Here is a 13906-nt window from a genome sequence, read left to right on the forward strand (position 1 = left end):
TGACCTGACCCGTCCCGGCCCGCCGTCGACGCGCCGGGTGCGCTCGGGGAACGTAGCGTGGCCCGCATGTGCTGGAGCGCGACGGCCGACCTCGTGGCGGGGAGCGCGATCACCGCCGTGGGGGTCGCCTGCGTGACGCGGGCCGCCCGGACCCGGCCGCGCGCCGTTCCGCTCGCGGCGCTCCCGCTGCTGCTCGGCGCGCACCAGATCACCGAGGCGGTGATCTGGAACGACAGCGGCGGTCACGGCCCCGCCGTCGTCGCCTGGGCGGTGATCGCCCTGCCGCTGCTTCCGCTCTGGATCCCGGCGGGGGTGCTGTGCGTGGCGCGGCCCCGGGCCCGCCTGCGGGTGTGGCCCCTGCTCGCGTGCGGGGTGGTGACCTCGGCCGCCCTCGCGTACGCCCTGGCGACGAGGACCGTCACCGCCACCGTCCGGGGCCACACCATGGCCTACGAGATCGGCCTGCCGCACGCCGGATTCCTCGTCGCCGGCTACCTCCTGGCCACGATCGGCTCCCTGCTCCTGTCCGGCGAGGCGGGCCTGATCCTGCTCGGCTCCCTGGTCGGGGCCGCCGCCGCCGTGTGCACGGCGCTCTGGCGGTGGGAGTTCGTGTCGACGTGGTGCGCGGCGGCGGCGGTGTGCTCGCTGGTGCTGTACGCGTGGACGCGCCGGGCGGCGGCAGCGGCGCCGGGCGCGCGCTGACGAACCCCCCTCACGGAGCAGGCCCTTGCTACTGGCATGCGCGAGAGTTAGAGTCTCTAACAGACGCAAGCAGCACTCACGCCATCGCCGTCAGGCCATTCAGGGGGTTCACCCATGACCAGCACCCAGTCACCGCACGTCGTCCTCGGTTCCGGCCCGGCCGGAACCGCCCTCGCCGAGGAGTTGGTGCGCCGCGGGCACCCTGTCCGGCTCGTCGACCGCAAGGGCGAGGGGTCCGAGCGGGCGGGCGTCGAGCGGTTCGCCGCCGACGTCGGCACCGCGCGGGGCGCGCGGGCCGCGGTGGCGGGGGCCGCCGTCGTGTACCACTGCGTCAACGTCGCCTACCACCTCCAGGTCGAGGCGATGCCGGGCATCCAGGAGGCCGTCATCGGGGCGGTCGAGGAGAGCGGGGCGCGCCTCGTCGTCCTCGACACGCTGTACCCGTACGGCGAGACCGGCGGCGCCGTGATGACGGAGGACTCGCCCTGGAACGCCACGTCCCGCAAGGGCCGGATGCGCGCGGACCTCGACGAGAAGTACCTGGCGGCGCACCGCGCGGGCCGCGCCCGGGTGGTGCTCGGCCGCTCCGCCGACTTCTTCGGGCCCGGCGTCCTGAACTCGACGCTCGGCGGCGCCGTCTTCCCGGCGGCGCTCGGCGGCGGCGAGGTCCCGGCCTTCGGCGACATCAGCCTGCCGCACAGCTACACGTACATCGGCGATGTCGCCGCCGGGCTCGCCACGCTCGGTGAACGCCCCGACGGCGACGGCCGCGTCTGGCACCTGCCGACCGCCCCGGCCCTGCCCACCCGCGAGATCCTGGCGATGGTGGAGCAGCGCACGGGCCGGCCCCTCGACCTCACGGTCATGGCGGAGCCGCGCCCGTTCGGCCCGTTCGACGAGCGGTTCATGGCCGAGTACGCCGAGATGTTCTACCAGCACACCGAGGTGCAGATCATGGACTCGACGGCCTTCGAGCAGCATTTCGGCGTACGCCCGACACCCCTGCCCGAGGCGCTGGACGCGACCCTCGCCTGGTACAGGGCCGCGCTGTGATCACAGGACAGGCTCAGCGCCTGATCTCCTTGATCTTGAGCATGCGCGTGATGACCTTGTCCAGCTCCGCGTCGTCGAAGACCTTCTTCCAGTCGTCGCGGACGATCGACTCGCGGCCGTAGTCCATCGCGATGAGGCAGGCGTCGGAGAACGGGTTGGAGCCCTTCAGGGTGTTGGCGAGGGCGACCTGGGTGTGGCCGAGGAGCATCGCGCGGGCCGCCTTCTCGGGGACGCCGACGGTGTGCACGGTCTCGTGCAGCGCCTCGGTGAGGAGCGCGCCGACCATGCAGGCGATGGTCTCGACGAGCGTCGGCTCCAGGACGGCGAGCTGCTTGACGGTGACCCAGTGGACATCGACGACGGGCGCGTACATGGAGCGGATGACGGCGTCGGCGAGCGCCTGCTTGCCGGCGTCGCCGCCCTCGTACGCGGCGACGACCTCCTGCGGCGCGGCGATGCCGCCGAAGGTGTCCTGCCACTCCTCCTTGGTGGTGCGCTCCAGGAAGACGGACGGGTGGCAGGGGTGCGCACAGGCGTAGTGCACGTCGTCACGGGCGAAGAGGAGGCCCGCGTACGCGGCGGCCGGGTCAAGCGTGAGGACGACGGTGCCCGGCTTCATCAGCGGGACGAGCTGCTCGGAGACGGTGCCGAGGACGATGTCCGGCACCGCGAGGATCACGACGTCGGCCTCCTTGGCGGCGACGTCGGAGTCGGTGAGGTCGCGGCCGAGGGAGCGGATCAGCTCCTGCCCCTTCGGGGACGCCTCGCTGAACAGGACCCGGAAGTCGCTGTCGACCAGGTTGTTGGAGACACGCTGGCCCATCTTGCCGGCGGCCCCGATGACGGCGACTGTCTTGTTCTCGGTGGCCATGGTCATTCGCTCCTCAGAGGGGTGTGCGGAAGGGTGTTGCTCAGGAGAGTGGTGATGCTGTGCCGCGTCCACTGGTGTTCGAGCCGGGCGGTGGCGTCGAAGCCCTCGTCCTGCCACGGGAGCCAGTGCTCCACGATCTGGTTGAGGCCGCGCTCGTCGGGGCGGACCGCGGCGGTCAGGCCCGCGTGGTCGAGCAGCCCCGTGCCGAGCGGGCAGCCCGCGTAGGTGAAGCCGACCCAGCCGTCGCGGCGGGTGAAGGCGAAGTCCTTGACGTGGACGTTCACCACGTACGGGGCGGTCGCCGCCACCACGTCGGCGGGGCGCTCCAGGCGGGCCACGCTGTTGCCGGGGTCGAGGACGACACCGAGGTGTGGGGTGTCGACGCCCTTGACGACGGACAGGAGGTCGTCGGTGGACACCTGCTCATACGTCTCCAGGCCGAGGGTCACACCTGCCGACACGTATGCGGGCAGCGCCTGCCGCAGCAGGGTGACGGCCTCGTCGACCGACGGCCGGTGGTCGGCCGTGTTCATCATCGAGCGGACGAGCGTCACGTCCAGCCGCCCGGCCATGTCGAGGTACTTGGCCAGGTGCTCGGGGCGGACGCCCCTCGTGCCGAGTTCCAGGCGCAGGCCCAGGTCACGGGCGGCGTCGCGGACGTCGGCGAGGCGCGCGGCGTCGTACGTCTCGATGTCCGGGTAGTCGCAGATCTGGAAGACCTGACCGCCCAGCTCCTTGGTGTCGACGAGCATGTCGAGCAGGGAGAGCGGCTTGGGCGCGCGTCCGGAGATCCGCCAGAAGTAGGCGTAGGTGCTGATGCCGTACGCCATCACGCCACCGCCGTACGGGAGGTGAGCGCCTCGGCCTCGTCGAGGATCGCGCCCACCGCCGCCGGGTCGTGGGCGAAGCGGCCGAGGAAGAGTCCGCCCGCGGAGCCGCCGAGGCGGGTGAGCAGGCCGGGCCCGGCGCTGCCGCCGTAGATGACGGTCGAACCGGCGTGCTGGGGGCGGGAGTCGAGCCACTCCCCCAGCGCCGCGCACACCGTGGTGATGTGCTCGGGCGAGGCGGGCTCGGGGGCGCCGATCGCCCACTGCGGCTCGTAGGCGAGGACGACCTTGCCACGCATGCCGTACAGCAGGCGGGCGGCCTCGGCGACGGTACGGCGGGCGGCCTCCGCCGGCTCGACGGGGTCGAGTTCTCCGACGCACAGGACGGGAACCAGCCCGTTGCGCAGGGCGGCGGCGGTCTTCGCGGCGACGACCGTGTCCCCCTCGCCGTAGAGGCGGCGCCGCTCGGCGTGGCCGACCTCGGCGTACCGGCAGCCGATCTCCTTCAGGTACGGCCCCGACACCTCGCCCGTGTACGCGCCGACGTCCTCCGTGGCGACGTCCTGCGCGCCCACGTCGACGCCGCTGCGCGCGAGGATCCCCGCCACGGGCACGATCGCCGGGAAGGCGGGCAGCACGAACAGGCGGGCCGCGCCGCTCGTGACGGCCGGGTGCCGGTCGGCCAGCTGGACGACCTTGCGCGCCCAGTTGAGGGTCTCGTGGTGGCCGAAGTACATCTTCAGGCTCACCCCGAGCAGGACGGGGGACGTCATCAGGCGGCCGCCTCGGACTCGTTCTCGTAGTCGCTCATCAGGCGGACCTTCGCGGCGGACGGCGAGGAGTCGTCGAAGCGGTAGGTCAGCCACTCGGCGGCGAGGCGGCGGGCCAGTTCGAGGCCGACGACGCGCTGGCCGAAGGTGAGGACCTGCGCGTTGTTGGAGAGCACCGCGCGCTCGACGGAGAAGGAGTCGTGGGCGGTGACGGCGCGGACGCCCTTGACCTTGTTCGCGGCGATCGCGACACCCAGTCCTGTGCCGCAGACGAGCAGCGCCCGGTCGGCCTCGCCGCGCGCGACCAGCTCGGCGGCGGCGATGGCGACCTTGGGGTAGGCGGTGTGCCCGTCGGCGTCCACACCGACGTCGGTCACGGAGGCGACCAGGCCGCTCGCCTCGAGGTCCGCCTTGAGGGCTTCCTTGTACTGGAATCCGGCGTCGTCGCAGCCGACGACGATCCGCAGCTTCTCACTCATGGGTGCGTGTCCTTCGTGGGGTTACTTGCAGGTGGTGAGCGCGCCGTGCACGGCGCGGACGATCAGGGCGAGGGAGTGCGCGCCCGCGTCGGGCGTGCCGAGCGACTTCTCGGCGTGCGGCCGGGCGCGGCCCATGCGGGGCAGGAGGTCTGCGGTGGCGCGGGCGGCGCGCTCGGCGGCGTCGGCGGCCGTGCCCCACGCGGTGGCGAGGTGGGCCCCGGCCGAGACCTGCTGGTCGAGCGTCTCGGCGAAGGGAACGAGCACGTCCACCATCGTCTTGTCGCCGACCTCGGCGCCGCCGGTCCTGCGGACGTTCTCGGACGCCTTCAGGACTCCGTGGGCGACGGTCGCCGGGGTCGGCCGTCCGGTGTCGCCGAGCGCGTCGGCGAGGGCGCGCAGGACGATGCCCCACAGCGCGCCCGAGGTGCCGCCCGCCTTGTCGGCCCAGGCGTCTCCGGCGGCGGTCAGGAGCGTACGGGCGCCCGCCCCTGCCCCGCCTGCCTCGCGGGCGGCGGCGTAGGCGGCGCCCGAGCCGCGCCGCATGCCGATGCCGTGGTCGCCGTCCCCGGCGACGGCGTCGATGCGGCCGAGCTCGTCGGCGTGCGTGTCGACGGTCTCCGCGAGCAGGCGCAGGGCGTCGAGGGCGGTGGCGGCGGCCCGGCGGGACTCCTCGCTCGCCTCTGCTCGGGGCGCGGTGCCGATCTCGGCCTCGTACACCTCCTCCTCGGTGACCACGGCCGCGACCGGGGCGGCGCCCTTGCGGTAGGCGGGGGTGTCGGCCGGGGCGGTCCACAGCGGTTCGAGGGTGGCGTCGAGCCAGGTCAGGGTGAGGGAGACGCCGGCCATGTCGAAGCTGGTGACGAGTTCGCCGACCTCCGGGTCGACCGTCTGCACGCCCGCCTCGGCGAGGAGCTGGGCCACGCGCCGGTAGACGACGAAGAGCTCCTCGTACTTGACGGAGCCGAGGCCGTTGAGGATGACGGCGGCGCGCTGCCCGTCCGGGGTGGTGACACCCTCGGGCAGCTCCTTCAGAAGCGCGGAGACGAGGAGTTCGGCCGCCTCGTCGGCGGAGGGCACGGCGGCTTCGCCGATTCCGGGTTCGCCGTGGATGCCGAGGCCGACGGCCATCCGGTCCTGCGGGACGGAGAACAGCGGGTGGTCGGCGCCCGGCAGGGTGCAGCCGGAGAAGGCGATGCCGAAGGAGCGGGTCCGGGCGTTGGCGTGCGCGGCGGCGTCGGTCACCTCGTCGAGGGACAGGCCCTGCTCGGCGGCGGCCGCCGCGGCCTTGAAGACGGGCAGGTCGCCCGCGATGCCGCGGCGCTTGTGGGCCTCGTCGGGGGCGGCGCTGGAGAGGTCGTCGGTGACGGCGAAGGCGCGGGTGGGGACGGACTCGGCGGTGAGGCGTTCGGCGGCCTGGCCGAAGTGGAGGACGTCGCCCGCGTAGTTGCCGTAGAGGAGGAGGACGCCGCCGCCGGACTCGGCGGCCCGTGCCACGTTGCGTATCTGCTGGGCGGAGGGCGAGGCGAAGACGTTGCCGACAGCGGCGCCGTGCGCGAGGCCCTGGCCGACCAGGCCGGAGAAGGCCGGGTAGTGCCCGGAGCCGCCGCCGATGACGACGGCCACCTGGCCCGGCGTCTTCGCGGTGGCCCGCACCACGCCGCCGGGAACGGGGCGCACCCAGCGCCGGTGGGCGGCGGCGAACCCTTCGAGGGCTTCGTCGGCGAAGGCGGCGGGGTCGTTGTAGAGGCGGGTCATCGCTGGTTCTCCGCGAGTGCAGGGGTGGTGGACGGGGAGTCGGGGGTACGGGCGGCGAGCCAGATCATCAGCGCGGCGGAGAGCAGCATGAAGGCGCCGACGAGGTAGAGCGGTACGTAGTAGCCGCCGGTCCAGTCCTTGAGCCAGCCGGTGATGTAGCTGGAGGCGAAGCCCGCGATGTTGCCCGCCGTGTTGATCAGGGCGATGCCGGCCGCGGCGGCCGCTCCGGTGAGGAAGCGGGAGGGGACGGCCCAGAAGACCGGGAGCGCGGCGAAGATCGAGCAGGCGGTGACCGTGATGACGGCGACGGTGGCGGCGGGCGAGCCCATGTAGAGGGCGAGCGGGATGGTGACACCGCCGACGATCGCGGGCCCTGCCACGTGCCAGGTGCGAGTGCCGTGCCGGGTGGCGTGGCGCGTCCAGAAGAAGAGGACGATGGCGGCGGGCAGGTACGGGATCGCGGTGATCCACGCCTTGTCCATCACGCTGAACGTGGTGTCGTACTGGTCCTGGAAGCCGTTGATGATCGTCGGCAGGAAGAACGCGAGCGCGTAGAGCCCGTAGACGAAGCCGAAGTAGACGACGGCGAGGATCCAGACGCGGGTGTTGGTGAACGCCCGCTTCAGGTCGCCCTTGGCGTGGCCTCCGTCGTTGCCACCGTCGTTGCCACCGTCGTGGCCGCCGTCGTTGCCGCCGTCGTGGCCGGTCTTCCCGGCGTTCTCGGCGGCCAGCTCCTTGGTGAGCCAGTCGCGCTCGCCGGGCGTCAGCCACTTCGCGTCGGCCGGGCGGTCGATCAGGTAGAACCAGGCGATGACGCCGAGCAGGATCGCCGGGATCGACACGAACAGGAACATCACGCGCCAGCCCTCGAGGCCGAACAGGCCGTGGTGGCCGATCAGCCAGCCCGCGAGCGGGGCGCCGAAGACGGTGGTCAGCGGCTGGGCGAGGTAGAAGAGGCCGAGGATCTTGGTGCGGTGGCGGCTCGGCACCCACTGGCTCAGGAAGAGGATCGCGCCGGGGAAGAACCCGGCCTCGGCGACGCCGAGGAGGAAGCGCAGCGTGTAGAGGCCGCCGCTGCTGTTCACCCAGGTGAAGAGGAGCGACACGATGCCCCAGGTGACCATGATCCGGGCCAGCCAGCGGCGGGCGCCGAACCGGTGCAGGGCCATGTTGCTGGGGACTTCCAGGACGATGTAGCCGAGGAAGAAGATCCCGGAGGCGAAGCCGAACTGGGCGGCGGTCAGGGCCAGGTCCTGGCCCATTCCGTTGGGCTCGGCGAACGACACCGCGGTGCGGTCCAGATAGTTCACGAAGAACATCAGGGCCACGAACGGGACGAGGCGGATCGAGATCTTCTTGATCGCCGACGTCTCGACGGCTGATCTCGCCTCCGTCGTCACGGGCGGCGCGGTGCTGGCAGGCATGGCGACTCCTCGGCTCGCCGGACAGCTCTGTCCGGACTTGGGTCACTCTCGGCGCAAGCGGCGGGCAGCGGAGGCTGTCCTCGCCGGTGGGGGCCGATCTGCGTGTCACGCTATGCCTGATTCGCAAATTGGTCACCAATTTACCAATGTGGCGAGCGTCGCACTTGCCGCTGCTGGTTGAACCCTTGACAAAGCTGGCTGCCAGGGATGACGCGCGAGGGGGCGGGCGGCCGTCTGGTCTACTGGTGACCGTGACCAGTCAGCCCGCCTCCGCCACGCCCGGCGACCAGCCCGACCTCGCCCGACTCCTGCGCCCCGTCGTGCGCGAGTCCTCGGTGAGCGAGGTCGCCAAGCGCCTCCTCGACCACCTCTCCGCGGGCAACATCCGGCCCGGGACCCGGCTGCCCGCCGAGCGCCAGCTCGCCGAGGCGCTCGGCGTCGCGCGCTCCAGCGTCCGGGGCGCGCTGTCCGCGCTCGACGTGCTCGGCATCATCGAGATCCGCCCCGGTTCGGGCTCGTACGTGCGCGAGGGCACCTCGGAGTTCCTGCCGCGCGCCATCAACTGGGGCCTGATGCTGGGTCAGCGCCGGACGAGGGACCTGGTCGAGGTCCGCACCTACATGGAGGGTGTGTCGGCCCGGCTCGCCGCCGAACGGGCGACGGACGAGGACGTGGCCCGTCTGGAGGAGCACCTGCGCCACATGCGGGAGGCGGGCAGCGACGTCAAGGCGTTCATCGATGCCGACATCGCCTTCCACCTGGAGTGCGCGAGCATCGCCCGCAACACGGTCCTCAGCGACATCCTGCACTCCATCCGGGCGCTGCTCCAGGTGTGGATGGAGCGGGTCAGCGACATCGAGGGCACGGTCAGCGGCACCCTGTGCGAGCACGACGCCGTGCTGAAGGCGATCCGCGACCGGGACCCGGAGGCGGCGGACCGGGCGATGGCCGAGCACATGCGGATGGCCAGCGCGCGGCTGCGGGAGTCTGTGGAGGTCTAGGGCTTTCAAAACCCTGAGGCTCTCCGACTCTCCGACTCTCCGACTCTCCGGCTCTTAGGCTCTAGAGCCCTGAGGCCCTAGCTGAACGTCCGGCGGTACGCCTGTGGGCTGACGCCAGTCGTGCGCTTGAAGCGGTCGCGGAACGCGGTCGGCGAGCCGAAGCCGACCTGCGCGGCGATCCGTTCCACGGGATGCCCGGTCGTCTCGAGCAGATGCTGGGCCTGCCGGATGCGGGCGCGGTGCAGCCACTGCAGCGGGGTGGTACCGGTCTGCTCGCGGAAGCGGCGCATCAGCGTTCGGGTACTGACACCCGCGCGGGCGGCGATGTCGGCGAGGGTGAGTTCGCTGTCCAGGTGGTCGCGGAGCCAGTCGAGCAGCGGCTCGAAGGAGGCGCCCCGCGGTGCGGGGGCCGGGGTGTGGTCGTGGACGATGAACTGCGCCTGGCCGCCCTCGCGTTCGAGCGGCATGACGGAGAGCCGGGCCGCGTCTGCGGCCACCGCCGAACCGTAGTCGCGGCGGATCATGTGCAGGCACAGATCGAGTCCGGCGGCGGCGCCGGCCGAGGTGAGGATCTGCCCGTTGTCGACGTAGAGGACGTCGGGGTCGACCTTCACCTCCGGGTAGGAGGCGGCGAGCAGGTCCGCCGCGATCCAGTGGGTAGTCGCCCGCAGCCCGTCCAGAAGTCCGGTGGCGGCGAGCGGGAAGGTGCCCGCGCAGATGGAGGCGATACGGGTGCCTCGCCCGGCCGCCGCCCGGAGCGCGTCATGGACGGCGGGTGACAGCGGGGCCGTGGGCGCCGCGGTGCCGGGCACGATGATCGTGTCGGCGCCCTTGAGACCCTCCAGGCCCCGGTGCGCGCGGATCGTGAACGTACCCGCGTCCACGTCCTCCCGCTCCGCGCAGACGCGGACCTGGTAGCCGGGTCTGCCGTCCGGGAGGCGGGTGCGGCCGAAGACCTCGATCGGAGTGGACAGATCGAAGGGGATCACGTGGTCGAGGGCGAGGACGGCGACGAGGTGCATGGCGAGAACATAGCGCGTGGCCGAGTTACCGCCACCGCCTGATGCCGTGTGCGCGGGTCGGAAACCGCTGCTGAAGCGGCTTGGCGTTATCCCGTTGGCACTCGGCATCAATGCCACTGGGAGCGGCGTCCGCGAGTGCTTAACGTCGGCATGAGCCCGGCGCGGACCGGGCCCGTCGCACGCGAAGGAACCTCCCTCATGCACGTCCAGATCGTCCTCTTCGACGGTTTCGATCCGCTCGATGTCGTCGCCCCGTTCGAGGTCCTGCACGCGGGCGGTGCCGCGTCCGGCGGCGCCGTCGGCGTGGAGCTGGTCTCCGCCGAGGGCCCGCGCGAGGTGGGCAGCGGGACCGGCGGGCTCACGCTGCGGGCGACGGGCACTCTCGACCCGGCGCGCGCCGGAGTCGTCCTCGTGCCCGGCGCCTCGGGACCGGTCGAGGAGAGCGGCACGGCCGAGCCCGCCATTCCCGTCCTGCTCGGCCGCACCCTGGACACCGCTCTCCCCGCGCTGCTCGGGGCCGCGATGGGCAACCCCGAGGTGACCGTCGCCACCGTCTGCGGCGGCTCGCTCGTCCTGGCCGTCGCGGGACTCATCGAGGGCCGCCACGCCACCACGCACCACATGGGCCTCGACCTGCTCGACGCCACCGGCACGCACGCGGTGCGGGCCCGCGTCGTCGACGACGGCGCCCTGGTCACCGGCGCGGGCGTCACCTCCGGCCTCGACCTGGCCCTCCATCTGCTGGAGCGCGAGGTCGGTCCGCAAGTCGCGCACGCCGTCCAGGAGTTGTTCGCCCACGAGCGTCGGGGCACGGTGTGGCGCGCCGAGGGCCCGGCGCCCGTCGCGTTCTGAGCACCCACCCGATCCGCCGCACCGCACCCCGTTGAGTGAAGAGGCACCCCGTTGAGTGAAGAGAGAGACGAAGTGTCCGTCGAAGGCATCTGGGACCTGTCCGTCGCGACCCCGATCGGCACGATCGACGCCGTCGTGGAGTTGCGTGAGGACGGCTCCGGGATCACCGGCAGCGCACACGGGGCGGGCCAGGAAGTGCCGCTCACGGAGGTGTCGCTGACCGGCGACCGGCTCAGCTGGAAGCAGGCCGTCACCAGGCCCATGCGGCTGAACCTGGTGTTCGCCGTGACCGTCGACGGCTCGACGATGAGCGGCACTTCGCGCGCGGGGCGGCTGCCCGCCTCGAAGGTCAGCGGCGTGCGCCGCGCCGACGCTCCGGGCGCGGGCCGCCGACCATGACGAAATTCCTGCTCAGCCTGCACGTCCTCGCCGCTGTGCTGACCGTAGGGCCGGTCACCGTCGCCGCGAGCATGTTTCCCAGGACCTGGCGGCAGGCGCTCGCGTCACCGGGCGAGGCCGAACCGGTGTCGACGCTGGGCACGTTGCACCGCATCTGCCGGGTCTACGCCGGGATCGGCATCGCCGTACCGCTGTTCGGGTTCGCGACGGCGAGCAGCCTGGGCGTGCTCGGCAGCGCCTGGCTGATCGTCTCGATCCTGCTGACGGCGGCGGCCGCCGCGGTCCTGGCGCTGCTGATCCTGCCCGCGCAGGAAGCGGCGCTCGGCGCGGTGCGGCAGTCCGGCGCGCCGCCCCTCCCCCGCAGCGCGGCTCAACTGGCAGCCCTCACCGGAGCGTTCAACCTGCTGTGGGCGACGGTCACGGTCCTGATGATCGTCCGCCCCGGTTCCACGACAGGGGCGTGACGGGGCGGCTGCGACCTCCGGGGGCTCCCGGCCGGGCGGCGGCCGGACGGGACCGCTCCCGCCGTGACCGGTTGAACACCTGACGAACACCCGGCGAAGCCCGGCGGCAGGACCCGCCGCCGCGCCGGGCGGGTCCGTACCGTCGCTTCATGAGCTGGCTCGAGATCTCCCTCACCGCCGCGGGGCTGCTGCTCGGTGCCGTCTCGATCCTCACGCCGTTCGTCGCCGACCGGCGGGCGCGGCGCAGCAGGCGGATCGGCTTCCGCAAGCAGATGGACATCGCGATAGGCCACAACGGTCAGGTCAGCGGGGCCGATCCGCGGCTCGGCCTCTTCAACGACCTGCCCGCGATGCGGGACGCGACGCTCGTGCTCCTGCGCGTCGAGAACGACGGCTCGCGCCACATCGAGGAGTCGGACTACATCGACCCCTCGACGCAGTACGGGCTGACCGCCGAGTTCCCGGGGCGGCGCATCGAGGCGCAGGACGTCACGCTGCCCGAGGAACACACCAACCTGATGGGCTACTTCGAGAACCAGCCGGGGCTGCTCGTCGCCGGGCCGAGCACCCTGCGCGTTCCGCGCGTACCGCTGAAGCCGGGCGCGCACTACAAGATCCTGGTGCTGCTCACGGGCGGCCAGGAGGGCGATCCGGTCACCGTCACCGGGGACCTCAAGGACGGCACGCTCCACGAGAACCACAGCCTCACCCCGGACGAGAAACCGCCGGTCTTCAGCAGGCAGGCCCGCTGGACGACGGTCATGCTCGGCCTCGCGCTGATCGCGGCGGCCACGCTGCCGCTGCTCGTGCCGCCACCACTGCCGGACGACTGCGAGACCGGGTCGCTGCGGCTCACGGGGTCGACGGCGTTCGCTCCGGTCATGAGCGAGCTGGCGACGAAGTACCGGGAGCACTGCGACGACCGCCCCGACATCACGGTGGTCGCGCACGGCAGCCGCACCGGGGTACGCGAACTCGCCCTGTCCGACGGCGAAACCGACGACGACGGGGCGACCGTCGTCGCGTTCTCGGACGGGCCGCGCCCGGCGAGCTACCGGCGGCTGAGCGAGAACCGCGTCGCCGTGTCCCTGTTCACGCTGCTCGTCCACGACGACGTACGGCTGACGAACCTGTCCGTCGCCGACGTGCGCCGCCTCTACCGGGGCGAGATCCGCAACTGGAGCATGCTCGACGGGCCCGACCTGCCCGTCGTCCTGGTCAGCCGCACCTCCGGGTCCGGCACCCGCAGCGCGCTGTCCGCCCGGGTCCTCGCGGGCGCCGACGAACCGCCCGCCTCCTCCGACGACTGTGTGACGCGCACGGTCCGCGCCGCGCCCGTCCTGCGCTGCGAGCTCGACTCGACGGAACAGGTCATCTCCACCGTGGCCCGCACCCCGGGCGCCCTCGGCTACAGCGAACTGCGCGCCGCGTCACCGCCGGACGCGCCGGGCGGAGTGCACCCCGTCACCCTCGACGGACGCACGCCCGACCCGGACCGGCTCACCGGCAGCGGCTACCCGTACCGCGAGATCGAGTACGCGTACACCTACGGCCGCCCGCCCGCGGACTCGCTGGCGTCCAGCTTCCTCGCCTACGCGATCGACAACGGGACCGGCAAGGGCGTGGTCGCCACGCACGGCCATCTGCCGTGCGGGACGGCGGTGGGGCTGCGGGTGTGCGGAGGGGCGGACTAGGGCCTTTCGTCCTTCGGATGGTTCGGGTAGCGCACGAAGAGGATGCCGTGGACGTCGCCGTCGGGTGCGGCGTAGCGGTGCGGGGCGTCGGCACGCCAGTGGGCCTGACCGCCCGGGCCGACCGTCTGCGGCGCGTCGGGCAGGCCGACGACGGCGGTGCCGGAGAGGACCATCAGGCTCTCCGTGGTGTGCGGGACGTGTGCGGCCGAGTCCTGGGTGGCGCCGTCGGCGATGGTGATCCGGAAGACGTCGGTGGCGGCGTCGGCGTCCTCGTACCGCTCCAGGAGTACGGCGGTGACGGCGCTTCCGGAGACGCCGCCCGCGCCTTCGCGCACGCCGGGCGGCGGATCGTCCAGAACGGCGGAGAGCGGGCTGCCGAGCGCGGTGGTCAGTGCGTAGAGCGTCTCCAGGGTCGGGTTGCGCAGGCCGCTCTCCAGCTCGGAGAGGGTGCCCTTGCCGACGCCGGAGCGGCGGGCCAGCTCCGACAGGGAGAGGCCGCGCTCCTGGCGCAGCGCCTTGAGCCTGCGTCCCACTTCGTCGTGGAGACCCATCCCGCGCCCCTCCGGTCCCGTGTTGGTTGACGGTTCGACATC

General features: G+C 72.6%; 15 protein-coding genes. 7 read left to right on the forward strand and 8 right to left on the reverse strand.

What is annotated here, in order from left to right; all coding sequences use genetic code 11:
- The first annotated feature begins 66 nt into the window (after window positions 1–66).
- Entirely contained in the window at window positions 67–702 is a 636-nt protein-coding gene (locus tag ACH4RC_RS25280; RefSeq protein ID WP_398204932.1) for a DUF6629 family protein, read from the forward strand.
- Between the two features lie 114 nt (window positions 703–816).
- On the forward strand, window positions 817–1755 hold the full coding sequence (locus ACH4RC_RS25285; protein WP_398204934.1) for an NAD-dependent epimerase/dehydratase family protein: 939 nt from the start codon (window positions 817–819) through the stop codon (window positions 1753–1755).
- Between the two features lie 13 nt (window positions 1756–1768).
- On the opposite strand, the gene ACH4RC_RS25290 is transcribed toward ACH4RC_RS25285, so the two are convergent.
- The 6 genes from ACH4RC_RS25290 to ACH4RC_RS25315 are packed head-to-tail and all read right to left on the reverse strand — an operon-like array spanning window position 1769 to window position 7881.
- Window positions 1769–2626, reverse strand: coding sequence for a phosphogluconate dehydrogenase C-terminal domain-containing protein (locus ACH4RC_RS25290; protein WP_398204937.1), 858 nt, complete (start codon window positions 2624–2626; stop codon window positions 1769–1771).
- 2 nt (window positions 2627–2628) lie between these two features.
- Window positions 2629–3456 carry a sugar phosphate isomerase/epimerase family protein gene (locus tag ACH4RC_RS25295; protein WP_398204938.1) on the reverse strand — a complete coding sequence of 276 codons (828 nt, stop codon included), beginning with the start codon at window positions 3454–3456 and terminating at the stop codon, window positions 2629–2631.
- A complete protein-coding gene (locus tag ACH4RC_RS25300; RefSeq protein WP_398204941.1) occupies window positions 3456–4226 on the reverse strand; it encodes a triose-phosphate isomerase in 771 nt (256 codons plus the stop codon). The genes ACH4RC_RS25295 and ACH4RC_RS25300 overlap by 1 nt, the downstream gene beginning before the upstream one ends.
- Window positions 4226–4702: a ribose-5-phosphate isomerase gene (locus ACH4RC_RS25305; RefSeq protein WP_398204944.1), complete on the reverse strand. Its 477-nt coding sequence runs from the start codon at window positions 4700–4702 to the stop codon at window positions 4226–4228. Before ACH4RC_RS25305 ends, ACH4RC_RS25300 begins: the two co-directional genes overlap by 1 nt.
- Window positions 4703–4723: 21 nt before the next feature.
- Window positions 4724–6457 (reverse strand): dihydroxyacetone kinase family protein, encoded by a 1734-nt coding sequence (locus ACH4RC_RS25310; protein WP_398204945.1) that lies wholly within the window; start codon window positions 6455–6457, stop codon window positions 4724–4726.
- Window positions 6454–7881, reverse strand: coding sequence for an MFS transporter (locus tag ACH4RC_RS25315; protein ID WP_398204948.1), 1428 nt, complete (start codon window positions 7879–7881; stop codon window positions 6454–6456). Before ACH4RC_RS25315 ends, ACH4RC_RS25310 begins: the two co-directional genes overlap by 4 nt.
- A 245-nt stretch (window positions 7882–8126) precedes the next feature.
- Between ACH4RC_RS25315 and ACH4RC_RS25320 the strand changes: the two genes are divergently transcribed.
- The gene (locus ACH4RC_RS25320) at window positions 8127–8882 is read left to right on the forward strand and encodes a FadR/GntR family transcriptional regulator (RefSeq protein WP_398204950.1); all 756 of its coding nucleotides are present in this window, start codon (window positions 8127–8129) and stop codon (window positions 8880–8882) included.
- A gap of 77 nt (window positions 8883–8959) precedes the next feature.
- Here the strand turns inward: ACH4RC_RS25320 and ACH4RC_RS25325 are convergent, their stop codons facing one another.
- Window positions 8960–9904: a GlxA family transcriptional regulator gene (locus ACH4RC_RS25325; RefSeq protein ID WP_398204953.1), complete on the reverse strand. Its 945-nt coding sequence runs from the start codon at window positions 9902–9904 to the stop codon at window positions 8960–8962.
- A gap of 198 nt (window positions 9905–10102) precedes the next feature.
- Here ACH4RC_RS25325 and ACH4RC_RS25330 point away from each other — a divergent pair, with 198 nt between their 5' ends.
- The 4 genes from ACH4RC_RS25330 (at window position 10103) to ACH4RC_RS25345 (ending at window position 13313) form a co-directional block, all read left to right on the forward strand.
- Complete coding sequence (locus tag ACH4RC_RS25330) at window positions 10103–10756, forward strand: DJ-1/PfpI family protein (RefSeq protein ID WP_398204956.1); 654 nt, start codon at window positions 10103–10105, stop codon at window positions 10754–10756.
- Between the two features lie 72 nt (window positions 10757–10828).
- The gene (locus ACH4RC_RS25335) at window positions 10829–11155 is read left to right on the forward strand and encodes a hypothetical protein (RefSeq protein WP_398205170.1); all 327 of its coding nucleotides are present in this window, start codon (window positions 10829–10831) and stop codon (window positions 11153–11155) included.
- Complete coding sequence (locus tag ACH4RC_RS25340; RefSeq protein ID WP_398204958.1) at window positions 11152–11619, forward strand: hypothetical protein; 468 nt, start codon at window positions 11152–11154, stop codon at window positions 11617–11619. Before ACH4RC_RS25335 ends, ACH4RC_RS25340 begins: the two co-directional genes overlap by 4 nt.
- A gap of 149 nt (window positions 11620–11768) precedes the next feature.
- Entirely contained in the window at window positions 11769–13313 is a 1545-nt protein-coding gene (locus ACH4RC_RS25345; RefSeq protein WP_398204960.1) for a substrate-binding domain-containing protein, read from the forward strand.
- Here the strand turns inward: ACH4RC_RS25345 and ACH4RC_RS25350 are convergent.
- Window positions 13310–13864: a helix-turn-helix domain-containing protein gene (locus tag ACH4RC_RS25350; RefSeq protein ID WP_398204962.1), complete on the reverse strand. Its 555-nt coding sequence runs from the start codon at window positions 13862–13864 to the stop codon at window positions 13310–13312. The genes ACH4RC_RS25345 and ACH4RC_RS25350 overlap by 4 nt on opposite strands.
- Window positions 13865–13906: the final 42 nt, after the last annotated feature.

The sequence above is a fragment of the Streptomyces sp. NPDC016845 genome (assembly GCF_044332585.1).
GTDB lineage: Bacteria > Actinomycetota > Actinomycetes > Streptomycetales > Streptomycetaceae > Streptomyces.

Coding starts and splice junctions, on each gene's coding strand:
- ACH4RC_RS25280 (WP_398204932.1), top strand. CDS start 67: ATGTGCTGGAGCGCGACGGCCGACCTCGTGGCGGGGAGCGCGATCACC.
- ACH4RC_RS25285 (WP_398204934.1), top strand. CDS start 817: ATGACCAGCACCCAGTCACCGCACGTCGTCCTCGGTTCCGGCCCGGCC.
- ACH4RC_RS25290 (WP_398204937.1), bottom strand. CDS start 2,626: ATGGCCACCGAGAACAAGACAGTCGCCGTCATCGGGGCCGCCGGCAAG.
- ACH4RC_RS25295 (WP_398204938.1), bottom strand. CDS start 3,456: ATGGCGTACGGCATCAGCACCTACGCCTACTTCTGGCGGATCTCCGGA.
- ACH4RC_RS25300 (WP_398204941.1), bottom strand. CDS start 4,226: ATGACGTCCCCCGTCCTGCTCGGGGTGAGCCTGAAGATGTACTTCGGC.
- ACH4RC_RS25305 (WP_398204944.1), bottom strand. CDS start 4,702: ATGAGTGAGAAGCTGCGGATCGTCGTCGGCTGCGACGACGCCGGATTC.
- ACH4RC_RS25310 (WP_398204945.1), bottom strand. CDS start 6,457: ATGACCCGCCTCTACAACGACCCCGCCGCCTTCGCCGACGAAGCCCTC.
- ACH4RC_RS25315 (WP_398204948.1), bottom strand. CDS start 7,881: ATGCCTGCCAGCACCGCGCCGCCCGTGACGACGGAGGCGAGATCAGCC.
- ACH4RC_RS25325 (WP_398204953.1), bottom strand. CDS start 9,904: ATGCACCTCGTCGCCGTCCTCGCCCTCGACCACGTGATCCCCTTCGAT.
- ACH4RC_RS25330 (WP_398204956.1), top strand. CDS start 10,103: ATGCACGTCCAGATCGTCCTCTTCGACGGTTTCGATCCGCTCGATGTC.
- ACH4RC_RS25340 (WP_398204958.1), top strand. CDS start 11,152: ATGACGAAATTCCTGCTCAGCCTGCACGTCCTCGCCGCTGTGCTGACC.
- ACH4RC_RS25345 (WP_398204960.1), top strand. CDS start 11,769: ATGAGCTGGCTCGAGATCTCCCTCACCGCCGCGGGGCTGCTGCTCGGT.
- ACH4RC_RS25350 (WP_398204962.1), bottom strand. CDS start 13,864: ATGGGTCTCCACGACGAAGTGGGACGCAGGCTCAAGGCGCTGCGCCAG.